This window comes from Cupriavidus sp. FW306-1B-F12B, assembly GCF_058781795.1.
This window is the reverse complement of sequence record NZ_JBYSXC010000008.1, coordinates 234,531-257,639: the sequence shown is the minus strand read 5'-3', so window position 1 is coordinate 257,639 and position 23,109 is coordinate 234,531. Positions and strand designations below refer to the sequence as shown.

At 67.5% G+C, this 23,109-nt stretch carries 17 protein-coding genes; 8 read left to right on the top strand and 9 right to left on the bottom strand.

The window, feature by feature from the left end; genetic code table 11:
• Positions 1–12: 12 nt before the first annotated feature.
• The gene (locus AC3WLE_RS16150) at positions 13–1,560 is read right to left on the bottom strand and encodes a 3,4-dehydroadipyl-CoA semialdehyde dehydrogenase (protein WP_492357236.1); all 1,548 of its coding nucleotides are present in this window, start codon (positions 1,558–1,560) and stop codon (positions 13–15) included.
• Between the two features lie 7 nt (positions 1,561–1,567).
• Positions 1,568–2,032, bottom strand: coding sequence for a DUF4863 family protein (locus AC3WLE_RS16145; protein WP_492317400.1), 465 nt, complete (start codon positions 2,030–2,032; stop codon positions 1,568–1,570).
• A gap of 90 nt (positions 2,033–2,122) precedes the next feature.
• Between AC3WLE_RS16145 and AC3WLE_RS16140 the strand changes: the two genes are divergently transcribed.
• The 4 genes from AC3WLE_RS16140 (at position 2,123) to boxA (ending at position 7,848) form a co-directional block, all read left to right on the top strand.
• The gene (locus tag AC3WLE_RS16140; protein WP_492317401.1) at positions 2,123–3,085 is read left to right on the top strand and encodes a helix-turn-helix transcriptional regulator; all 963 of its coding nucleotides are present in this window, start codon (positions 2,123–2,125) and stop codon (positions 3,083–3,085) included.
• A gap of 159 nt (positions 3,086–3,244) precedes the next feature.
• Complete coding sequence (boxC, locus tag AC3WLE_RS16135; protein WP_492317402.1) at positions 3,245–4,903, top strand: 2,3-epoxybenzoyl-CoA dihydrolase; 1,659 nt, start codon at positions 3,245–3,247, stop codon at positions 4,901–4,903.
• Positions 4,904–4,948: 45 nt separating this feature from the next.
• A complete protein-coding gene (gene boxB, locus AC3WLE_RS16130) occupies positions 4,949–6,376 on the top strand; it encodes a benzoyl-CoA 2,3-epoxidase subunit BoxB (RefSeq protein ID WP_492357235.1) in 1,428 nt (475 codons plus the stop codon).
• 191 nt (positions 6,377–6,567) lie between these two features.
• Entirely contained in the window at positions 6,568–7,848 is a 1,281-nt protein-coding gene (boxA, locus tag AC3WLE_RS16125; protein WP_492317404.1) for a benzoyl-CoA 2,3-epoxidase subunit BoxA, read from the top strand.
• A gap of 23 nt (positions 7,849–7,871) precedes the next feature.
• On the opposite strand, the gene fusA is transcribed toward boxA, so the two are convergent.
• The 3 genes from fusA to AC3WLE_RS16110 form a co-directional block, all read right to left on the bottom strand.
• Positions 7,872–9,926, bottom strand: coding sequence for an elongation factor G (fusA, locus tag AC3WLE_RS16120; protein WP_492357234.1), 2,055 nt, complete (start codon positions 9,924–9,926; stop codon positions 7,872–7,874).
• Between the two features lie 202 nt (positions 9,927–10,128).
• Positions 10,129–11,007 (bottom strand): oxidoreductase, encoded by an 879-nt coding sequence (locus tag AC3WLE_RS16115; protein ID WP_492352877.1) that lies wholly within the window; start codon positions 11,005–11,007, stop codon positions 10,129–10,131.
• Between the two features lie 569 nt (positions 11,008–11,576).
• Entirely contained in the window at positions 11,577–12,506 is a 930-nt protein-coding gene (locus AC3WLE_RS16110; protein WP_492357233.1) for a LysR family transcriptional regulator, read from the bottom strand.
• 357 nt (positions 12,507–12,863) lie between these two features.
• Here AC3WLE_RS16110 and AC3WLE_RS16105 point away from each other — a divergent pair, with 357 nt between their 5' ends.
• A complete protein-coding gene (locus AC3WLE_RS16105) occupies positions 12,864–13,637 on the top strand; it encodes an SDR family NAD(P)-dependent oxidoreductase (RefSeq protein WP_492317408.1) in 774 nt (257 codons plus the stop codon).
• Positions 13,638–13,986: 349 nt separating this feature from the next.
• On the opposite strand, the gene AC3WLE_RS16100 is transcribed toward AC3WLE_RS16105, so the two are convergent.
• The 4 genes from AC3WLE_RS16100 to AC3WLE_RS16085 all read right to left on the bottom strand — a co-directional run bounded on the left by AC3WLE_RS16100 (position 13,987) and on the right by AC3WLE_RS16085 (position 19,065).
• Positions 13,987–15,429, bottom strand: a complete 1,443-nt coding sequence (locus tag AC3WLE_RS16100; protein WP_492317409.1) for an NAD(P)/FAD-dependent oxidoreductase — start codon at positions 15,427–15,429, stop codon at positions 13,987–13,989.
• A 15-nt stretch (positions 15,430–15,444) separates the two neighbouring features.
• A complete protein-coding gene (locus tag AC3WLE_RS16095) occupies positions 15,445–15,849 on the bottom strand; it encodes a nuclear transport factor 2 family protein (protein WP_492317410.1) in 405 nt (134 codons plus the stop codon).
• A gap of 140 nt (positions 15,850–15,989) precedes the next feature.
• Positions 15,990–17,552, bottom strand: coding sequence for a MocR-like pyridoxine biosynthesis transcription factor PdxR (gene pdxR, locus AC3WLE_RS16090; RefSeq protein WP_011617530.1), 1,563 nt, complete (start codon positions 17,550–17,552; stop codon positions 15,990–15,992).
• A gap of 76 nt (positions 17,553–17,628) precedes the next feature.
• The gene (locus AC3WLE_RS16085; protein WP_492317411.1) at positions 17,629–19,065 is read right to left on the bottom strand and encodes an amino acid permease; all 1,437 of its coding nucleotides are present in this window, start codon (positions 19,063–19,065) and stop codon (positions 17,629–17,631) included.
• Positions 19,066–19,400: 335 nt separating this feature from the next.
• On the opposite strand from AC3WLE_RS16085, the gene AC3WLE_RS16080 reads away from it, so the two are divergent.
• Genes AC3WLE_RS16080 through AC3WLE_RS16070 form a run of 3 tightly spaced genes read left to right on the top strand, consistent with a single transcriptional unit; the run spans position 19,401 to position 23,014 of the window.
• Positions 19,401–20,231 (top strand): IclR family transcriptional regulator, encoded by an 831-nt coding sequence (locus AC3WLE_RS16080; RefSeq protein ID WP_492317412.1) that lies wholly within the window; start codon positions 19,401–19,403, stop codon positions 20,229–20,231.
• A gap of 48 nt (positions 20,232–20,279) precedes the next feature.
• Entirely contained in the window at positions 20,280–21,296 is a 1,017-nt protein-coding gene (locus AC3WLE_RS16075) for an AAA family ATPase (protein WP_492317413.1), read from the top strand.
• Complete coding sequence (locus AC3WLE_RS16070; protein WP_492317414.1) at positions 21,293–23,014, top strand: cobaltochelatase CobT-related protein; 1,722 nt, start codon at positions 21,293–21,295, stop codon at positions 23,012–23,014. The genes AC3WLE_RS16075 and AC3WLE_RS16070 overlap by 4 nt, the downstream gene beginning before the upstream one ends.
• Positions 23,015–23,109: the final 95 nt, after the last annotated feature.

Genomic DNA, 23,109 nt, shown 5'->3' with positions numbered 1-23,109 from the left:
TGGCTTGAACGGTCAGGCGAGCGCGTCGAGCACCGCGGTACTGGCCTGGATGGCGCTGCGCCGGTGATAGAAGTGCAGGGCGCGCAGTCCGCCCAGTTCCTCGCCGCCGCCGGCGCGGCCGGGGCCGCCATGCAGCGATTGCGGCATGACGTTGCCGTGGCCGGTGTGCAGCTGCGCCACGTCGGGCGAGATCACATGCACGCGGCCATGGCTGTCGGCCAGCTCGACGGCGGCCGCGCCGAGCGCGGCCGCGTCGCTGCCATAGAGCGATGCCACCAGCGAGCCCTGTCCACGGCGCACGAGTGCCAGTGCATGGGCGGTATCCCGATAGGCCAGCAGCGTGGCCACCGGGCCGAACACTTCGGTGTCGTGCACCGCGGCGGCGGCGTCCGCATCGGTCACGCCCAGCAGCGTCGGGCCGATACAGCAGGCCACGGCCGGATCGGCATCGACCAGCGGCTGCAGCGTGCCGTCATGCAGCACCTGTGCCTGCTTGCGCAGGGTTGCCAGCCCGTCTTGCACGGCGTTGAACTGCGCACGGCTGACCAGCGCACCCATGCGCACCGTATCGTTGCGCGGGTTGCCCACGGTCACTTTCGACAGCCGTGCGCCGATGGCCTCGGCGGCCTGGCCATACAGCGCTTCAGGCACGAACACGCGCCGGATCGCGGTGCATTTCTGGCCGGACTTGACCGTCATCTCGCGCACGACTTCCTTCGCCAGCAGGTCGAAGGCGGCGGTATCAGGGCCGTCCTGCGACAGCAGCACGGCGGAATTGATGCTGTCCGCTTCGATATTCACGCGAACAGAGCGTTGCGCGATGGCGGGATGCGAGCGGATCACCGCGGCCGTATCGGCCGAACCGGTGAACGACACCACGTCAAGGGGCTGCAACTGGTCCAGCAGGCCGGCCGAGCTGCCGCACACCACCGACAAAGCGCCGGCCGGCAGCACCCCGGCCTCGACCACGTCGCGCACCATGCGCTGGGTCAGCCAGGCGGTGGCGGTAGCGGGTTTGACGATCACCGGCACGCCGGCCAGCAATGCCGGCGCCGCCTTCTCCCACAGTCCCCAGCTCGGGAAGTTGAAGGCATTGATAAACAGCGCCACGCCACGCGTGGGCACCAGCACGTGCTGCGACTGGAACAACGGGTCCTTGCCCAGCCGCGCGGCCTCGCCATCCGGAAGGTAGTGCCGGTCGCCGAGCGCATCGCCCAGCCTGGCGTAAGTGCCCAGCGTGAAGATGCCGCCGTCGATGTCGACCGCGGAGTCGTTCCTGACGGTGCCGCTGTTGGCCGTGGCGATGTCGTAATAGGCATCGCGATTGGCCTGCAGCACCTTGACGATGTCAGTCAGCAACGCGGCACGCTGGCGATAGGTCAGCGCGCGCAGGGCCATGCCGCCCTGTTCGCGGGCAAAGGCGAAGCCGGCAGCGAGGTCCAGCCCGGTGGCGTCAACGCGCACCAGTTCGTCGCCCAGCACCGGATCGAACAAGGGCGTGCCGGCACCGCTGCCGGCCTGCCACTTGCCGCCGAGGTAGTTGGATAGCAATTCAGTCATGGGGATCTCAGCGCGTGAAGTCGATGCGGCCTTCCGGCAGCAGATAGAGCACCAGCGCGCGGCCGTTGCTGACGGTGGGGCGGTGGGCGCTGCCCGGCGGGCACACCAGCCAGCCGGCGGGGCGGCCGTCGAACTGCGCGTCGCCCTCGAGCGGCATGATCAGGTCGATCTCGCCGTTGGGATGGGTGTGATGCGGGCCGGCAATGTCCTGCATGTCGACCACGTCGACGGAAAAGCCGTGCAGGTCGTCAGCCGGCTTGAAGATGCGGCCGTAGCGGATGCCGCCGCCTTCGCGGTCGCACAGCCAGCCTTCGGCCACGCCGGCCTGGCAGGCGTCCTTAAGTTGCTGGTAGGTGGGGCTGCCGGCGCCGTGCTCGGCATTGAGCCACGCATCGAGTGCGGCATCCAGCGGGCGGCCTGCCAGTTGCGCGGTGAGCTGCGCGATCTGGCTGCGGAATTCTGTGGGGGACATGGTGTTGGGGGCTCCATCTGATTCGCCAGTTGCTATCACTGGCTTCATGCATTATTGTGCATGTATGGAAAATAGAGCCGCACAGAAATCATGTCAAGCACTATATTGCATAAATCTGGGTTAACCCCGGCAGCCGACATGCATCATGATTCAGATGCAAGCGCTGCCAATGGCACTGAGAAGAACCCGTTTCTGGTCGCGCTGGGCGAGCGTGTGCGTGAGTTGCGCGCCTGCCGCGGCCTGACCCGAAAGGCCGCCGCGCAGGCCGCCGGCGTATCGGAGCGGCACCTGGCAAACCTGGAATACGGCAGCGGCAACGCTTCCATCCTGGTGCTGCAGCAGATTGCGGATGCGCTGCAGTGCTCGCTGGCCGGGCTGCTGGGCGACGTCACCACTTCGTCGCCGGAATGGATCCTGTTGCGCGAACTGCTGGAGCACCGTGACGAAGCCACGCTGCGGCGCGTGCGCATTGCCGTGGGCGAGATGCTCGGCACGGGTGGCGAGAATGCCGGCCAGGCCGCGCGCAGCCCGCGCGTGGCGCTGATCGGGCTGCGCGGCGCCGGCAAGAGCACGCTGGGCGGGATGCTGGCCGAAGACCTGGACTTCCCCTTTGTCGAGCTGAGCCGCGAGATCGAGAAGTTTGCCGGCTGCAGCATCTCGGAGATCCAGGGCCTGTATGGCATGAACGCCTATCGCCGCTATGAGCGGCGCGCGCTGGAAGAAGCCATCCAGATCTACCCCGAGGCCGTGATCGCCACGCCCGGCGGCCTGGTCTCCGATCCGGCCACCTTCAACCTGCTGCTGGCCCACTGCACCACGGTCTGGCTGCAGGCGGAGCCGGAAGACCATATGGAGCGGGTGCGCGGGCAGGGCGACTTCCGTCCGATGGCGGCAAGCAAGGAGGCCATGGAGGACCTGCGCCATATCCTGGCCGGTCGCGCGGCCTTCTATTCCAAGGCGGAGTTCGCGCTGGACACCAGCGCGCAACCGCTGGAACCCACATTTACCGCGCTGCGCGAGCTGGTGCGCCAGGCCTTGCGCATGCCGTTGTGACGGCTGGGGCGCAATAACGCGGCATCGGGGGCAGCGAGCGGCACCTCCTGAGAAATCTGCACAATAATGCTTGCAGAAAATCTGATAGATGAACTATAGTTCGTCTCACCAGATTCCTGTTCATGCACGATAGTGCAGTTTCGCAGAGGAGACACCGCCGTGACAACCGCCCCCCGCGTCGACTACCAGACCGCCCCCGCCCAATACAAACACCTGAAGCTGACGTTCGACGGCCCCGTCGCCACGCTGGCGGTGGACATCGACGAGAACGCCGGCCTGCGCCCCGGCTACAAGCTCAAGCTCAACAGCTACGACCTCGGCGTCGACATCGAACTGAACGACGCGCTCAACCGCGTCCGCTTCGAGCACCCGGAAGTGCGCACCGTGGTCGTCACCAGCGGCAAGGACAAGGTGTTCTGTTCCGGCGCCAATATCTTCATGCTGGGTGTCAGCAGCCATGCGTGGAAGGTCAACTTCTGCAAGTTCACCAACGAGACCCGCAACGGCATCGAAGATTCCTCGGCGCACAGCGGCCTGAAGTTCCTGGCCGCGGTCAATGGCGCCTGCGCCGGCGGCGGCTATGAGCTGGCGCTGGCCTGCGACGAGATCCTGCTGGTGGACGACCGCTCGTCGGCCGTGAGCCTGCCGGAAGTGCCGCTGCTGGGCGTGCTGCCCGGCACCGGCGGCCTGACCCGCGTGACCGACAAGCGCCACGTGCGCCATGACCTCGCCGACATCTTCTGCACCACCACCGAAGGCGTGCGCGGCCAGCGTGCCAAGGACTGGCGCCTGGTGGACGATATCGCCAAGCCCGCCGTGTTCGCGCAGAAGGTGCAGGAGCGCGCGCTGGCGCTGGCCGCGCAGAGCGATCGTCCGGCCGATGCGCAGGGCGTGGCGCTCGAGCCGATCGAGCGGACGATCGAAGCGGATGCGCTGCGCTATACGCATGTGACGGTCGAGATCGATCGCACCGGCCGTACCGCGACCTTCACCGTGAAGGCGCCCGTCGGTGCGCAACCGCAGAGCATCGAAGAGATCGTCGCCGCCGGCGCCGCCTGGTACCCGCTGCAACTGGCGCGCGAACTGGAAGACGCGATCCTGTCGATGCGCACCAATGAACTCGACATCGGCACCTGGCTGATCAAGACCAGCGGCGATGCCGCCGCGGTACTGGCCACCGACGCCACGCTGCTCGCGCACAAGGACCACTGGCTGGTGCGCGAGACCATCGGCCTGCTGCGCCGCACGCTGAGCCGCCTGGACGTGTCGTCGCGCAGCCTGTTCGCGCTGATCGAGCCGCAGTCCTGCTTTGCCGGCACCTTCCTGGAACTGGCGCTGGCCTGCGACCGCAGCTACCACCTGGCACTGCCGGACGACGAGGCGCGCGCACCGAAGATCACCGTGGCGGAAGTCAATTTCGGCCTGTACCCGATGGCCACCGGCCAGAGCCGCCTGGGACGCCGCTTCTACGACGAGCAGCCCGCGCTGGACGCGGTGCGCGCCAAGGCCGGCCAGCCGCTCGATGCCGATGCCGCCTACGCGCTGGGCCTGGTCACCGCCAACCCCGACGACATCGACTGGACCGACGAAGTGCGCATCGCGCTGGAAGAGCGCGTGGCGATGTCGCCCGATGCGCTCACCGGCATGGAAGCCAACCTGCGCTTCAACGGCCAGGAAAACATGTTCACCCGCATCTTCGGCCGCCTGACCGCGTGGCAGAACTGGATCTTCCAGCGCCCCAACGCGGTGGGAGACAAGGGCGCGCTCAAGGTCTACGGCAAGGGCGACAAGGCCGCCTTCGACTGGAACCGCGTCTGATCCAGCCTTACACGACAACCGAATCGTCCCCCGAAGGAGACCACCATGTCCGGCATCAACTACAGCGACAAGATCCCCAACAACGTCAACCTGAGCGAAGACCGCACCCTGCAGCGCGCGCTCGAGCAATGGCAGCCTAACTACCTGAGCTGGTGGAACGACATGGGCCCGGAAGGCTCGCACAGCCATGACATCTACCTGCGCACCGCGATCAGCGTCGATCCGCAGGGCTGGGCCCACTTCGGCCACGTCAAGATGCCGGACTACCGCTGGGGCATCTTCCTGAACCCGGCCGAGGCCAACCGCAAGATCCATTTCGGCGACCACAAGGGCGAGGATGCGTGGCAGGACGTGCCCGGCGAATACCGCGCCAACCTGCGCCGCATCATCGTGACGCAGGGCGATACCGAACCCGCGTCGGTCGAACAGCAGCGCCACCTGGGCCTGACCGCGCCCAGCATGTATGACCTGCGCAACCTGTTCCAGGTCAACGTGGAAGAGGGCCGCCACCTGTGGGCGATGGTCTACCTGCTGCACAAGTATTTTGGCCGCGACGGCCGCGAGGAGGGCGAGGCCCTGTTGGAGCGCCGCAGCGGCCAGCAGGACAATCCCCGCATCCTGCAGGCGTTCAACGAACAGACCCCGGACTGGCTGTCGTTCTTCATGTTCACCTACTTCACCGACCGCGACGGCAAGTTCCAGCTGTGCGCGCTCGCGGAAAGCGCCTTCGATCCGCTGGCGCGCACGACGAAATTCATGCTGACCGAGGAAGCGCACCACATGTTCGTGGGCGAGTCCGGCGTGTCGCGCGTGATCCAGCGCACCTGCCAGGTGATGAACGAACTCAAGACCGACGATCCCGCCAAGCTGCGCGGGGCCGGCGTGATCGACCTGCCGACCCTGCAGCGCTACCTGAACTTCCACTACAGCGTCACCATCGACCTGTTCGGTGCCGATGAGTCGAGCAACGCCGCCACCTTCTACAGCACCGGCCTCAAGGGCCGCTACGAAGAAGGCAAGCGCATGGACGACCACGTGCTCAAGGGCCAGACCTACCGCATCCTGCAGGCGCAGAACGGCCAGCTGACCGAGAAGGAAGTGCCGATGCTGAACGCGCTCAATGAAGTGCTGCGCGACGATTACATCAAGGACAGCATGGCCGGCATCGAACGCTGGAACAAGGTCATCGAGAAGGCCGGCATCCCGTTCCGCCTGAAGGTGCCGCACAAGGCCTTCCACCGCAATATCGGCGCGCTGGCGGGCGTCAAGGTATCGCCGGACGGCCGCGTGATCTCCGACGCCGAATGGCGCGACTTCCGCGACCAGTGGCTGCCCGGCGAAGGCGATCGCGCCTTTGTCGCCAGCCTGATGGGCCGCGTGGTCGAGCCGGGCAAGTTCGCCAACTGGATCGCGCCGCCGGTGATGGGCATCAACCGCCAGCCGGTGGATTTCGAGTACGTGCGGTTTAACTGAGCTTCGGGCCATCCGCCCGCTGCGGGTTTGCTCCCCTCTCCCGCATGCGGGAGAGGGGTGGGGTGAGGGCGGGGGCATCAACGAAGCGCCGGTGCTTAAACCACCCCTCACCCTACCTCTCCCCTGAGGGAGAGGGGAACACCAAGGGCAGGGATACACGCCCTGGAAGCACTCTGATTCTGGAGACCGCCATGGACATGGCAGAAATTCAAGTCATCAAGCAGCACCTGATCGATCCCGAGATCTGCATCCGCTGCAACACCTGCGAAGCCACCTGCCCGGTGGGCGCGATCACGCACGACTCGCGCAACTACGTGGTCGATGCCGACAAGTGCAACCTGTGCATGGCCTGCATTTCCCCGTGCCCGACCGGCTCGATCGACAACTGGCGCGCCATGCCGAAGCTGCGCGCCTACAGCATCGAAGAGCAGCTCAGCTGGGACACGCTGCCCGACGAGCTGACGCCCGAGCAACTGGCCGACCTGGCACCCGGCGCCGAGCTGCAGACCGCCGCGCCGGAGATTCCCGCCGCGTCGCCGCTGGCCGGCTCCGGCGAAGATGCCATCAACGGCGCCCGTTACGGCGCCACGGTGCCGCCTTGGTCCGCCGCGCATGCATACACCAACCTGTATGGCGCGAAGTCCGCCAACAAGACCATCACCGCTACCGTGACCGGCAATGTGCGCGTGACCGAAGTGGGCCGCGAATACGACACGCACCACATCGTGCTGGACTTTGGCGCGACCCCGTTCCCGGTGCTGGAAGGTCAGTCGATCGGCATCGTGCCGCCCGGCACCGACGCCGGCGGCCGCCCGCACCATGCCCGTCAGTACTCGATCGCCAGCCCGCGCAACGGCGAGCGTCCGGGCTACAACAACCTGTCGCTGACCATCAAGCGCGTGCTGCAGGACCATGACGGCAACCCGGTGCGTGGCGTGGCCTCCAACTACATGTGCGACCTCCAGGTCGGCGACAAGGTCGAAGTGATCGGCCCGTTCGGCGCCAGCTTCCTGATGCCCAACCACCCGCGCTCCAACATCGTGATGATCTGCACCGGCACCGGCAGCGCACCGATGCGCGCCATGACCGAATGGCGCCGGCGCCTGCGCAAGGCCGGCAAGTTCGACGGCGGCAAGCTGATGCTGTTCTTCGGCGCGCGCACGCAGGAGGATCTGCCTTATTTCGGCCCGCTGCAGAACCTGCCCAAGGATTTCATCGACATCAACCTGGCGTTCTCGCGTACGCCGGGGCAGCCCAAGCGCTATGTGCAGGACCTGATGCGCGAGCGCGCGGCGGACCTGGCAGCGTTGCTGGCGAGTTCCGACACCTGCTTCTATGTGTGCGGGCTAAAGAGCATGGAAGAGGGCGTGGTGCTGGCGCTGAGGGACGTAGCGCAGCAGGCGGGGTTGCAATGGGAGGCGCTGGCTGAAGGGTTGAAGCGGGAGGGGCGACTGCATCTGGAAACGTACTAGACGCAGCCGCGGGCGCGAACCGCTCAATCCGTATCCTGCTGCGCCTTGTGTTTCGATGCCATCTTGTCCTGCTGCGCCGGCGGCACGTTGTCGTAGTGGCTGAACTGGATGGTATAGCTGCCGTGGCCGCCGGTGATGCTGTTCAGCCGTGACTGGTAGTCGTTGAGCTCGGACAGCGGCACCTGGCCGGCCACCACCACGGCGTTGCCGACCGCGGTGCGCGTGCCGTGGACCTGGCCGCGCTTGGTGGAGAGGTCGCCGATGATGTCGCCCATGGCTGTGCCCGGCGCCGTCACCTCGATGTCGACGATCGGTTCCAGCACGCTGGGCCTGGCCTTGAGCACCGCATCGATGAAGGCCTTGCGCCCGGCGGTCGCGAACGCGACTTCCTTGGAATCGACCGGATGGCTCTTGCCGTCATACACGGTTACGCGCACGTCCTGCATCGGGAAGCCCGCCAGCGGGCCGCTGTCCAGCACCTGGCGGATGCCTTTTTCCACGGCGGGAATGAACTGGCCGGGAATCGCGCCGCCTTTTACCGCATCGACAAAGTCGAAGCCCTCGCCGCGCGACAGCGGCTCCACGCGCAGCATTACTTCACCGAACTGCCCGGCGCCGCCGGTCTGCTTCTTGTGCCGGTGATGGCCCTCGGCCTTGCCGCCGATGGTTTCGCGGTAGGCGATCTTGGGCGGGCGCGTCACCACCTCCAGCTTGTATTGCTCGGTCAGCCGCTCGAGCGCGCAGCGCAGGTGGAATTCGCCCAGGCCGAACACCACGGTCTCATTGGTGCCAACCGGATGCTCGACGCGCAGGCACGGGTCTTCCGCGCTGAGCTTGTGCAGCACTTCGGCCAGGCGCTGCTCGTTGCCGCGCCGCGCCGGTTCGATCGCCAGGCCGTAGATGGGGGTTGGAAACTCCAGCGGCGTCAGGTGGATATTGCCGTCCTCGGTGGCGTCGTGCAGCACGGCATCGAAGCCCAGTTCGTCGACCTTGGCCACCGCGCAGATATCGCCCGGGCCGGCCCGTGGGATCTCCTGGGTCTCCTTGCCCTGCAGCCGCAGCAGGTGCGCCACCTTGAACGGCTGGCGCCCGTCGCCGATATAGAGCTGGCTGTCGCGCGTGACTGTGCCCTGGTGGATGCGGAACACCGCCAGCTTGCCGACATAGGGGTCGATCACCACCTTGAAGACATGGGCCAGCACGTGCTTGTCAGGCACGGGCTCGGCGCGCACGGCCTTGCGGTGTTCGCTGCCATCGCCCGTATCGCGATAGAAAAGCGGCGGATTGCCTTCAGTCGGGTTGGGCAGCAGTTGCACGAACACGTCGAGCAGTTCCGTGATGCCGGCGCCGGTGGCGGCCGAGGTAAAGCAGATCGGCACCAGGTGGCCTTCGCGCAGCGCGCGCTCAAATGGCGCATGCAGCTGCTCCGGCGTGATCGCCTCGCCTTGTTCCAGGTACAGCTCCATCAGTTCGGGATCGATCTCGATCACCTGGTCGATCAGCGCATCGTGGGCGGCGGGAACAGATAAAAAATCCGACTCGCCGGCCGGATTGAAGAAGCAGTCCACCACCTGGCTGCCGTTGCCGGCAGGCAGGTTGATCGGCAGGCATTCCTTGCCAAAGGCCTCCTGGATATCCGCAAGCAGCGCGGGCAGGTCGACCTTGTCGCCGTCGATGCCGTTGACGATGATCATCCGGCACAGCTGGCGCGCCTGCGCCCACGCCATCGCGCGGCGCGTGGTCATCTCGATGCCGGTCTGGGCATTGATGACGATGGCGGCGGTTTCCACCGCCGCCAGCGCGCTGATGGCGAGGCCGGAGAAGTCGGGGTAACCGGGGGTGTCAAGCAGGTAGATGCGGGTGTCGCGGTAGTGCAGGTGGGCGGCGGCGGTGGTGAGCGAGCGTTTGTACTTGCGCTCGAGCGGGTCGCTGTCGCAGACCGTGGAACCGCGTTCGACGCTGCCGGGCGTGTGCAGGGCACCGCCCTTGTGCAACAGCGCTTCGACCAGCGAGGTCTTGCCGCACCCCGCGTGCCCTAGCAAGGCGACGGTGCGGATGGCATCGGGACTATCGTGCATGGTGGCTCTCGTCCGGCAATGGCTGTCCGGGAATTATTGGCCAAATTCGCCGGAAGCGACATACGCGGATGCCCGACTCGGTGCATTGCCTGACGCAAGATGGCCCGCAAGTGGCGAGGCCGGCGCTCGGCCGGCCTCGCTTCGCGTTTCACACAGCTTGCCCGCATTGCAGCAAAGCGTGCGCTGCTGCGTTGCAGCAAGATCAGCGGCGCACGTCGTCGTGGTCGGTCGACACCGCCAGCGCCTGCCAGGCGGCCAGTTCGCTTTCCACCTTGCGGTTCTTCTCGGTGATGCGGTAGACCGTGTCCGAGCCCAGCGGCAGCCGCACCGGCGGGGTTTCGCTGTCGGCCAGGGTCAGCAGCGCTGCCGCCAGCTTGGCCGGGTCGCCGGGCTGCTGGTGGTTGGCCGAAGCCATGTGCTCGCGCATTGCCCCGACCGTATCGGCATATGCGGCGATCTCGGTGCGCACGCGCACCAGCGAGCTGGCATCGAGGAAGTCGGTGCGGAAGAAGCCCGGCTCGACCACGGTGGCGCGGATGCCCAGCGGCGACAGTTCCGCATCGAGCGCTTCGGTCAGGCCCTCCACCGCAAACTTGGTGGCGCCATAGACGCCCCAGCCGGGATACGCGGCGTAGCCACCGATCGACGAAATGTTGAGGATGCGGCCGCTGCGCTGACGGCGCATCTGCGGCAGCACCGCACGCGTCACGGTCAGCACGCCGAACACGTTGGTGGCGAACTGCTGCTCGACTTCCTGTGCGGAGGCCTCTTCGACCGCGCCGAGCAGGCCGTAGCCGGCGTTGTTGACCAGCACGTCGATGCGGCCGAAGCTGGCCACGGCGGCCTCGGCGGCGGCGATCGCCTGCGCTTCGTTGGTGACGTCCAGCGCCACGCCCAGCAGGTTGTCGTGCTCGCCCAGTGCGGCGGTGATGGTTTCCGGGCGGCGCGCGGTGGCGACGACCCGGTCGCCGCGTGCCAGCGCGGCACGGGTCAGTTCCAGGCCGAAGCCGCGCGAAGCGCCGGTGATGAACCAGACCTTGCTGGCAGCGTTGATGGCGGTGTTGGTGGTGTTGGCGGACATGGTGAATCTCCTTTCAGGGTGCTCGGTTTGACTGCGATGTCTGATGGCGGGGGCCACGGAGACCAATTTAGGCCGGCAACGCCCACAACACTAGGCGATGTAATCGCGTTTCAACGACAACCATTAGTTGTGAATGGAAGGCCGGCGCGTCGAGCCGACGAAATCGACATAGCCGAGCGCATGCGGAGCCAGTCCGCTCTTGCGCGCGGGGTGGACACGGTGAAGCTGTAGAGCACGCCCGTGCCGGGATGGCGACGGTCTCGTGCCCGTCCGCCAGTGGCGAGTCGGGCTGGCAGCGCCGGGAAGATCCACTCGCCGGTGGCGCGGTCGCGCGACGCGAGCAGTTGGGGACGGGTTCCGCGCTCCAGAGCGGATAGAGCTGGTCTGAGATCGCTGTTGGTTGGCCTTGGCGTAATGGTTGTCGTCGTCGGCTTGCGCGACAAACGATATTTCCGGCGTTTTCGGTTGAGAAGAATCAAGCGAAAGGGGAGGGAGGGCGTTTGCAGACGTGCTTTGGCGGCGGGGTGCTTGCTGCTGTCGTCGTTGCAAACAAGCGGTGGTGAAGCGGCTCAGGGCACGATCCCGACCAGGCGCGACAGCGATTGCTCCGCGCCCCGGCCCGCCTCCACCACGAAGTCGATGAAGCGCCGGACCCGCACCGGCATCTGGCTGCGATGCGGGTAGTACATGTACATGCCGACATTGCTGCTGCTGTACCCCGGCAGGATCGCCTTCAGCCGCCCGCTCACGAGGTCGGCGTGGATCATGTAGGCGGGCAGCTGGCCGATGCCCATGCCGGCGCGCACCGCTTCGACCTCGGTTTCCACGTCATTGAAGCTCGCCACGGCAGGCACCTCCTGGTAGATCAGGTCGCCGTCCACCTGCAGTTCCCACGGCACCATGCGCCCGGTCGCGGGGCGGCGGAAGCCCGTGCACTGGTGCTGCAGCAAGTCGTCGAGGGTGGCCGGCTCGGCGTGCCGCGCCAGGTAATCCGGCGCCGCGCAGATGACCAGCGGCAGGTCGCACAGCCGCCGCGCCACCAGGTTCTGGCCGGGGCTGGTGCCGACGCGGAAGCCGACGTCGATCTTGGCTTCCACAAGATCGGTGAAGAGGTCGCTCAGCACCACATCGAAGGTGATGCCGGGATATTGTTCGCGAAAGCCGCGCACCAGCGGGACCAGCACGCGGCTGCCGAGCGACGGCGGAGCGGTCAGGCGGATCAGACCGTCGTCGTCGCTCTTGCTGCTGCGGACCTGCTCTAGCGCTTCGTCAAGCTGGCGCATGCCCGGCGCGGCCAGCTCGAACAGGCGTGCGCCTTCTTCCGTCAGGCTGAGCTTGCGCGTGGTCCGGTGCAGCAGGCGCACGCCGAGATGATCCTCCAGCGTGCGCAAGGCCTTGCTGGCGGCCTGCGGCGTGACGCCCGCTTCCACCGCGGCGCGGTGGAAGCTGCCGGCGCGCACCACGCCGAGGAAGAGGGTGAGGACACGGGCCTTGTCCATGACTGGCAACCAGAGGTTGGGAATGTGGCCATCATAATGCCAGCCGGTAGTACGAAAACAGCAAGGGCAGGCCAGTGCGCAGACTTTTGCTCGACCAGGTGCTCGACGCGGATCGGAAGCTCCCGCACGCGCTTTCCGGTTGCGTGGAACACGGCGTTGGTCACGGCCGGCGCCACGCCCACCAACGCGATTTCGGCTAATCCCTTGACGCCCAGTTCGTTCGTATGCGCATTCACCGGCTGGCCGTTCATGGCCTGTCCGGCGCCCGTCAGCTGCCTCGGCGATTTCATCCATTCCGACGACGCCTTGAACCCTTTGCCATGTGAACAATGTCCCACCACCCAAGGAGACAATCACATGACAAAGCATCCATTCGACCTGAGCGGCAAAGTGGCACTGGTGACCGGCGGCAACGGCGGCATCGGCCTGGGCATTGCCGAAGGGCTGGCCGCGGCCGGCGCCGATATCGCGATCTGGGGCACGAATGCCGCCAAGAACGCTGCCGCCGCCGACCGCCTGGCCCAGCGTGGGCGCAAGGTGCATACCGAGCTTTGCGACGTTGGCGACGAGCAGGCGGTCGATGCTGCAATGCAGCGCACGGTGGCGGCGCTGGGGCGCATTGACGGCTGCTTTGCCAATGCCGGGGTGGGCAGCGGCAACAAGGGGCCGTTCGACCAGATGCCGACCGAGGCCTGGCGCAGGACCATGCGCGTCAACCTGGACGGTGCCTTCTTCACGCTGCGCGCCGCGGTGCGGCAGATGCTGGTGCAGGGCGAGGGCGGGGTGCTGTGCAGTACGGCCTCGGTTGCAGCGATTGAAGGCGCGCCGCGCTCCGAGCACTATGCCGCCACCAAGGGCGGCGTGATTTCGATGATGCGGGGGCTGGCGGTGGAGTACGCGCGCAAAGGCATCCGCGCGCACTCGATCCTGCCGGGCTGGATCAAGACCGAGATGACCAGCGTGGCCCAGGGCAACGATGCCTTCCAGGAAATGGTGCACAAGCGCGTGCCGATGCGCCGCTGGGGCGAGGGCAGCGACTTCGCCGGGATTGCGGTGTACCTGATGAGCCCGGCTTCCGCATACCACACGGGGGACACCTTCGTGATCGACGGTGGCTATACGCTGTTCTGAGCCGGACGTCCGGCAGGTCCAACAGGCCAGACCCGGCCGCCGCCGACCCCATAGGCGCGCTCGTCCGGTTGCGGCCGGACGGTGGCGTGGCCGGTGAAGGCGCCAAGAGCCGGCAGGATGGCGCCATGCGGGCCGAACAGGAAACAGGGCAGGCGCAGGCTGTCTGCGCCTGCGCCGCGCAGGCGGCAGGCCGGATGCAGGTGGCCTGCCAGTACATAGCCCTGTGCAGAAGCGCCGGGCATATGGCATAGCGCGAAGGGGCCCGCCACGGCGGGCTCGACAAGGATGGGAGGCGAAGGCCTGCTATCGCGTTGCCGGCGTCCTCGATGCAGCCGCCCGACCACATTCCTCAAAGCACGTCATCCTTCAAGTGATACCAGTGGTACAGCACGCGCTGCCCCATCCTCCGGAACGGCGCGAACATCTGCGATTCCACCATCTCGCGCACGTTCGGGAACGGCAGCGGCGAGCGGAAGATCGGCAGTTCCGGCAGCGCGGCAGCTTTGCCGGCAATCAACGCCGCCAGCCGCTTGCCGGCCTGCGCGGAGTACATCACGCCATTGCCGCCATAGCCCATGGCGTAGTAGATCGACTGGGCCGGATCCGGCTGGGTGATGCGCGGCATCATGTCGTGGCTGACATCGACCCAGCCCCACCATGAGTAATCGACCTGGATCCCCTGCAGCGCTGGGAATTTGCGGTACATGTCGCCGATCAGCTTGTGCTTGTACTGCTCCTGCGGCGCGTCGTTGCCGGTGATGGCGCTGCGGCTGCCGATCTGCAGGCGGCCGTCTGGCATCAGGCGGTAGTAGTGGCGCAGGATGCGGGTGTCGGTGATGACCTGCGTGGTGCGGAAGTTGCACGCGGCCAGTTCGCTGGCCGTGAGCGGGCGCGTGACGATGGAGTTCGACAGGATCGGAAACAGCCGGTTCTTGAGCTCGCGGTGCAGCGTCTGCGAGGTATAGCCGCCGGTGGCCACACCCACCGCGCGGGCGCGCACGATGCCGCCGGGGGTGCGCAGGTAGTGCACGCCGTTGCGCGTTTCCCAGCCGGTCACCGGGCTGGACGGATGCACCTTGGCGCCCAGCTCGCGCGCGCGGCGCAGGTAGCCGAAGGCGAGCTTGCCGGCGTGGATGCCGATGCCTTCGGGCTCATGCATGGCGCCGGCGGCTTCCTTGTCGTCGACATACTCGCGCCGCACGGTGTCGGCGTCCATGATCCGTGCGTCGTACTTGAAGACTTCGCGCAGGAGCTTGGCCTCCTTCTCCAGCGCCGGCATCACCTTGGCGCGGTGCGCGATATACAGGTGGCCGCCCGGCTGCGGGTCACAGTTGATGTCCTTGATCAGGCCCTTGAAGGTCTCCATGCCGTCGCAGACTTCCTCATGCAGGCGCAGCGCGGTATCCAGGCCGTAGCGCTGGATCCACTGCGAGCGCTTGAGCCGCCCGGACGCGCATTGCGCCTGGCCGCCGTTGCGCGTGCTGCAGCCCCAGCTGACGCGGTTGGCTTCGAGCACGGTGGCCTTGATGCCGTATTCCTGTGCCAGGAAGATGGCGCAGGTCAGGCCAGTGAAGCCCGAGCCGATGATCGCCACATCCACGTCGATGTCGTGCGTGATCGGGCCGTCGTCGGCGGGCGGCTCGCCCGCGGTGCCGATCCAGTAGGTGGGCGCGTACTCGCGGCCGTGGCCGGGGTTGGGGGTGTGCAGCGGGTCGTAGGCGGGGTCGTACGGGCGGGCGGGAGCGGTGGACTGCTCGCCGGCAAGGAGGCTGCGGGGGGCTACGGCTTGCATGGCGCGTCTCCTCGGTCAGGCTGCGGGCGCTACGACGGGCGGGCGATCCTTGCGGTACGCGTTCTTGACCGCGATCTTGCCGTCGCGGAAGGTGAAGACGTCCACCATGCGCGCCTCGATGCGGGCGCCGTCGGCACGGGTGCCGCGGAAGGTGGATTCGCTCACGCCGCGGTCGCCCACGACGAAGTGGTCGCCATCGACCCACTGTGCGTCGGGGAAGGTCTGCCAGGCCAGCTGGAAGCCTTCGCGCACCGCGTCGCGGCCGATATAGCTGCGGCCCAGCAGATCGGGCCCGGCCACGCCGTGGAAGGCGCAGTCATCGGCCATGAAGCTCATCAGGGCCTCGATGTCGTGGCGGTTCCAGGCGTCGTTGAAGGCCTGCAGCAGTTCGATGCCGGCGGCGGTGTTGTCCTTGGACATGGGTTGGTCTCCTGAGTGTTGTCTGCCGGTCCGTGGGGAACCGGCCATGACTCGAGGATAGGGAAGCCGTGCGCGGCGCTGTAGCGCCAGTTCGGGACAATCGCTTGGGCCAGCGGCGGCAGACACCGCCGCGGGCAGGCTCAGGCCGCGGGACGGACCCGGGAAGTGACGGCGGCGATGGTTGTGGCGCCGCTGGCGGTGGCCTGCAGTTCACGCGCCACGCCCGCCAGCACGCGGATGCCGGGCTCGATGCGGTCCAGCGAGATCGACGAGTAGCCCAGCCTGAAGCCGTTGCGCGGCGCGGGCTCGGCCATGAAGAAGACGCTGCCGGGCTCGATCAGCACACCCTGCAGCTCGGCCAGCCGCGCCAGCGCATCGGCATCGAGCCAGGACGGCCCCTCGATCCAGCATGAGGCGCCGCCGGCGATCGGCACCGCGCGGAAGTCAGGCATATGCGTGGCCAGCGCCGCCAGCACGGCTTCGGCGCGCTCGCGGTGCGCGGCCGCCAGCCGGCGCAGGTGCGCGTCATAGTGGCCCAGCGACAGGAACAGCGAGAACGCGCGCTGGATATACGCCGACGGATGCCGCAGCATCAGCCGCCGCGCGCCGCGCAGTTCGGCGATCAGCGCCGCCGGCCCGACGATATAGCCGATGCGCAGCCCCGGCGCCAGGCTCTTGGACAGGCTGCCGACATAGATCACGCGGTTGCTGCGGTCCAGGCTCTTGAGCGTGGGGGTGGGGTCGCCTTCGAAGCGGCTTTCGCTTTCGTAGTCGTCCTCGATCAGCACGAAGTCAGCTTCCTCGGCCTGGCGCAGCAGGGCCTGGCGGCGCGCCAGCGGCATGGTCACGGTGGTCGGGCACTGGTGGCCCGGGGTCACGTAGACATAGTCGCAGGCGCGTTGCGCGTCAGACAGGGTCAGGCCGTCGCCGTCGACCGGCAGCGGCACCAGGTGGGAGGTGTGCGAGCCAAAGATATTGCGTGCGTCCGGATAGCCGGGGTCCTCGATGCCCACCGGCGTGTCGGGGCTGACCAGCAGGTCGGCCAGCAGGTACAGCGCCTGCTGCGCGCCCACGGTCACCACGATCTCGTCGGCGCCGGCCCACACGCCGCGGCGCGGCAGCACGCGGGTGCGGATCTGCTGCACCAGCGATTCGTCGTCGCGCAGGATCATGTCCTGGGCCCAGTCGTGGATGTCGAGCACGCTGAGCGCCTTCAGGCAGCATTCGCGCCAGTCCGCGGTGGGGAACAGCACCGGGTCGTACTGGCCGTAGATGAAGGGGTAGGGGTAGTCGCGCCAGTTGGCGCGCTTGACGATATTGCGCTGCTGCGTGGGGCGGAACACAAAGCGCCGCTCCCAGTCGGGCTCGCCCGAGCGGGCGGGCACCGCCTCGCCGCGCAGCGAGGCCACGCCGCTCACGCGCGTGCCCAGGATCTCCGGGTTGACGAAGTAGCCGCTGCGCTCGCGCGCCACCAGGTAGCCTTCATCGACCAGCTGCTGGTAGGCCAGCACCACCGTGTTGCGCGCCACGCGCAGCTGCGCCGACAGCTCGCGGCTGCTGGGCAGCGGCTCGCCCTGCGGCAGCTGCTCGTCAAGGATGGCCGAGACCAGCATCTGGCGGATCTTGCCCTGCAGGCTCAGGCCCGAGTGGGCATGCTGCTGGAACAGCTGGGACCAGAGGGTGGTGGGAGACTTCAGGCTCATGGGGCGGGGGCGTTGCCTAGACGGCGAAGCGCGCCAGCATACCGCACCGGCGCGCCACGTCAGTCATGGTCAGTCATCAATACTCATGCAGGTCCGGGCGCGGCATCTCCGCCAGCGGCACTACCGGATCCACGCTACCGCGAAACAGTTGCCGCGCGGCGTAGGCCACCAGCAGGATGCCCAGGCTCACCACACCCAGCGCAAGCGGCGTGCGCTGGTCGGGGATGAAGGCCATCGCCACCACGATACCGATCATGCCGACGATCGCCAGGTAGGTGAGGTACGGGTAGCACCACATGCGCACGCGCAGCTGGCCCGGCGCTTCGCGCTCCAGGCGGGAACGCAGGCGCAGCTGCGAGATCGCGATCAGGATGTAGACGAAGATCGCCACCGTGCCGTACGAGTTCACCAGGAAGGCAAACACCGTATCAGGCGAGACATAGGACATCACCACCGCACCGTAGCCGAACAGGGTCGCCACCAGGATGGCGCGCACCGGCACGCCGTTGCGGCTCACGCGGGCCAGCGACTTGGGGGCGTCGCCACGGCGGGTCAGCGCGAACAGCATGCGCGACGAGGCATAGAGGCCCGAGTTGAGCGCCGACAGCACCGCGGTCAGCACGATCGCGTTCATGATCTGCGCGGCCGCCGGCACGCCCATCACGTTCAGCGCGCTGACGTACGGCGTGGCGATGCTGGAGGAGTCCCACGGCACCAGGCAGACCACCAGCAGGATCGAGCCCACATAGAACACCAGCACGCGCGTGATCACCGAGCTGGTGGCCTTGGCCACGGCCTTCTGCGGCTCGGCGGTCTCGGCAGCGGCGATGGTGACGATCTCGGCGCCAAAGTAGAAGCCGGTGGCGGCTACCGCGCCGGTCAGCACCGGGACAATGCCGTGCGGCATGAAGCCGCCGTTGGCGGTCAGGTTGGCCACCTGCATGCCATGGGAGCCCGGGGCCAGGCCCAGCACATAGACGCCGGCGACGAACAGGAACACCATGATCGCGGCGACCTTGATCGATGCGAACCAGAACTCGAACTCGCCGAAGGACTTGACCGACACCAGGTTGGTCAGCGTCAGCATCACCAGCAGCACCAGGCTGATGATCCAGTTGGGCACGTCGGGCAGCCAGTAGCGCACCAGGTCGGCACCGGCCACGGCTTCCAGCGCCACCACGATGACCCAGAAATACCAGTACATCCAGCCGGTCAGGAAGCCGGCCAGGTTGCCCACCGCCGGGCGGTCGCGCCAGGCTTCGCGTGCATACTCATAGAAACCGCCGCTGCCAGGCATGGCGCAGGCCATCTCGCCCAGCATGCGCATCACCAGCACCACCAGCAGGCCGGTGATCAGGAAGGAAAGGACCGCGGCGGGGCCGGCGGACTTGATGACGACGCCGCTGCCGACAAAGAGGCCCGCGCCGATCACGCCACCCAGCGCGATCATGGTCATGTGGCGTTGCTTCAGGCCGTGGGATAGCCCGTTGCCGGACTCTGGTTGTTGGATCATGTTGTGTCTCCTGTGCTGCGCTTGCTGTCGGTACTGCGTTGCAGCCAGTACAGCGTTTAAGGCAGGCGCCACGGCTTCTCTTCGGTATAGGCGGCAGGGCAGTAATTGCCAGCCTGGGGCCGTGGTCGGTCAGTATTTGCAATCCCGGGGAGGGAAGGCCTATCCGTACATGTCGACTTGTCTCCGGTGATCGCTTAAAAAATTGGAACCATAAGTTCCGAAAAATTGTTCTTTCACTGGAATGTAGGCCGTTCGCGGGGGAAGGTCAACCAGAAGTTTCGATAATTGATATGATTTGACTCTGAAAATGAAACTTACCTATGATGGAGCCAGGCATGAACGATATGCGCCTCGCCAAAAGTGACGCCAAGCCGGATGGAGACACGCCGGCACTGCGTTTGTTCGGCCTGCTCGAAGTCATCGCGGAGAAGGACCAGTCCTTCAACCTGCAGGCGCTGGTGGAAGAAACCGGACTGCCCAAGCCCACGCTGCACCGCATGCTGCAGCAGCTCGAGGCCGCGGGCCTGATCCAGCGCAACGGCGACGGGCGGCAATACGGCACCGGCCTGCGGCTGCGCCGGCTGGCGGAGAACCTGTTGCTCAACAGCACCTCGCACGGCGCGCGCCACATGGTGTTGCGCCGGCTGGTGGAAGAGGTGGGCGAGAGCTGCAACCTGACCGCGTTCTCCGGCGGCGAGGTGCTGTACCTGGACCGCGTGGAAACGGCGGCGCCGCTGCGCTTCTACCTGCATCCGGGCTCGCGCGTGCCGGCGCACTGCTCGGCCACGGGCAAGCTGTTCCTGGCGCAGCTGGCGCCGGCGCAGCGCCAGCGGCTGCTGGCCAACGTGGAGCTGGAACGCTACACGCAGAACACGCTGACCGACCACGCGCAGCTGGAAGCCGAACTGGAGCGCGTGAAGCGCGACGGCTACGCGATGGACGATGAAGAGTTCCTGCCGGGGCTGGTCTGCATCGGCGTGCTGGTGCCGGCCGTGGACGGCGGCAAGTCCAACCTGGGGCTGGCGCTGCAGGCCCCGGTGATGCGCGTGACGCGCGACAAGGTGCTGCAGTTGCTGCCCGCGCTGCAGCGTGCGGCGGGCGCGCTGGCGGCGATCGAGGCCGACAGCGCCGGCAACTGGCAGGGCGGCGCGGAAGAGGACGAATAGCGCGCACGGCGTCACGCGGATTGCTCCGCTTGCCGCAGTGCCGATGGCATGGCAGCAAGCAACAAGGAGCATGAGGTGACGCAAGACCAGTTTGGCAAGCCGGACCGGATGATTCCGGTGCGCAGCGCGTTTGGCATCGATTCCGGCCTGATGGTGCCGGCCTTCAGCCAGCGCGACGACCACGTGCCGGAGATCGATCCGGCCTACCGCTTCCAGCCCGAGGTGACGCTGGCAATCCTGTCCGGCTTCATGCGCGACCGGCGAGTGATGGTGCAGGGCCTGCACGGCAGCGGCAAGTCGACCCATATCGAGCAAGTCGCCGCGCGGCTGAACTGGCCTTGCGTGCGCGTCAACCTGGACGGGCATATCAGCCGGCTGGACCTGGTCGGCAAGGACGCCATCGTTATCCGCGACGGGCGCCAGGTCACCGAATTCCAGGAAGGCATCGTGCCGTGGGCGCTGCAGCGCCCGGTGGCGCTGATCTTCGATGAATACGACGCAGGCCGGCCCGATGTGATGTTCGTGATCCAGCGCATCCTGGAGCGCGACGGCAAGTTCACGCTGCTGGACCAGAACCGCGTGATCCGCCCGCATCCGTCTTTCCGCTTGTTTGCGACCTCCAATACCGTCGGCCTGGGCAACGTCAACGGCCTCTACCACGGCACCCAGCTGCTCAACCACGCGCAGATCGACCGCTGGAACGTGGTCGCTACGCTGGACTACCTGCCGCATGAAGAGGAGGCCGGCATCGTGCTGGCGCGCGTGCCGGAGCTGGACCACGACGCCGGGCGCGCGCTGGTCGATGCGATGGTGGCGCTGGCCGGCCTCACGCGCCGCGGGTTTGCCGCCGGCGATGTGTCGGCGCTGATGTCGCCGCGCACGGTGATCAGCTGGGCCGAGAACTGCCAGATCTTCCGCGACCCCGCGCTCGCCTTCCGCCTGACCTTCCTGAACAAGTGCGACGAGGCCGAGCGGCCGGTGGTGGCCGAGTACTACCAGCGTTGCTTCGGCCACCTGCCGGGTGAGGCCGCCGGCGTGAGCGCCGAGTCGGAGCCCGCGCGATGAGTGCGGGCACGGTCGCGCAGCAGTTGCGCCGGCGCCAGCGGCAGGATGCGCTGTCCGGTGCCGCGGTGCGCGCGATCACCGGCGATGCGGCGCTGCATTTCCGCGACGGCCAGCTCTGGCGCGCGATGCGCCCGGTGCCGCAGCATGCGCCGCACTTGCGCACGGACCTGGAAACCGACACCGCCACCTGCCTGCGCGGCGCGGCCGATGGTGCCGCGCTGCGCCAGGCGCATTCCGACGCCGCGCTGCATCGGCAGCTGTGCCCGGCCGATCCGGTCGAGCGCCTGGTCTTCGAACTGCTGGAGCAGCTGCGTTGCGAGACCCGCCTGCCGCGCGGCATGGCCGGCGTGGCGGCTAACCTGCGCCACCGCTTCATGGCGTGGTCGCGGGCCTTCCATCGCTCCGGGCTGACCGAGGGGCATCTCGGCATCCTGCTCTATACCGTGGCGCAGGTGTCGTGGTCGCGCCTGACGGGGGAGCCGGTGCTGGAAGAGACCGAAGACCTGATCGAGGCCACGCGCGCCGCCATCGTGCCGGTGCTCGGCACCTCGCTGGCCGGCCTGCGCGCGCAACGCCACGACCAGGCCGCCTACGCCGCGCACGCACTGGCGCTGGCGCGCGCGGTGGCGCAGATGATCCGTACCGAAGCCCCGCTTGCCGGCGAAGACGACGACAACTTAGCCTCGGCCGCGCGCGCCGGGTTTGCGCTGTGGCTGGATTTCGACGAACCGCCTGCGGAAGACTTTGCACTGGCCGACAGCGGCCACAGCCGCGTGCTGGCTGACGCCACCGACGGTTACCGCGTCTTCACCGCCCGCTACGACCGCGAAGTGCGCGCCGCCACGCTGGTGCGCCGCGCCTTGCTGGACGAGTACCGCACGCGGCTCGACGCACGCATCGCGCGCGCGGGCGTGAACGTCGCCCGGCTGGCGCGCCGGCTGCGCGCCGCGCTGTCGCAGCCGCGCGTGGACGGCTGGTCCTTCGGCGAGGAAAGCGGCCGCATCGACGGCCGCCGCCTGGCGCAACTGGTCAGCTCCCCCGCCGAGCGCCGGCTCTTCCGCCTGGAAGCGCACAAGGCCCATGCCGACTGCGTGGTCGCCTTCCTGATCGATTGCTCGGGCTCCATGAAGGCGCAGGCCGAGCCGCTTACGCTGCTGATCGACATGCTCACCCGCGCGCTCGACCAGGCCGGCGTGGCCACCGAGGTGCTCGGCTTCACCACCAACGCCTGGAACGGCGGCCGCGCCCGCGCCGACTGGCTCGCGCGCGGCCGCCCGCAGCACCCTGGCCGGCTCAACGAGACCTGCCATATGGTGTTCAAGGACGCGCAGCGCAGCTGGCGGCGCGCGCGCACCGACATCGCCGCGCTGCTCAAGGCCGACCTGTTCCGCGAAGGCGTGGACGGCGAGGCGGTGGAGTGGGCATGCGCGCGGCTGCACGCCACCGGCAAGGTGCGCCGCATCCTGGTGGTGGTGTCCGACGGCAGCCCCATGGATACCGCGACCGGGCAGGCCAACGACGCTTGCTACCTGGACAACCACCTGAAGGCCGTGGTGGCGCGGCACGAGGCGCTGCGGGATGTGGAAGTGCTGGGGCTGGGGGTGGGGCTGGACTTGAGCCCCTACTACCGGCACACGCTGGCGCTGGACCTGTCGCAGCCGGTGGATATGGCGATGCTGGATGAGGTGGCGGGGCTGGTGGGGGCGAGAAGACGCTGAGGGGCGGTGAGGGCGCGGACACGCATCAGTGTGCGCTGTCCGATATTTCGCGATGTACGCGTAACGTGTACATCGCACGGAACACGTACAGCGGC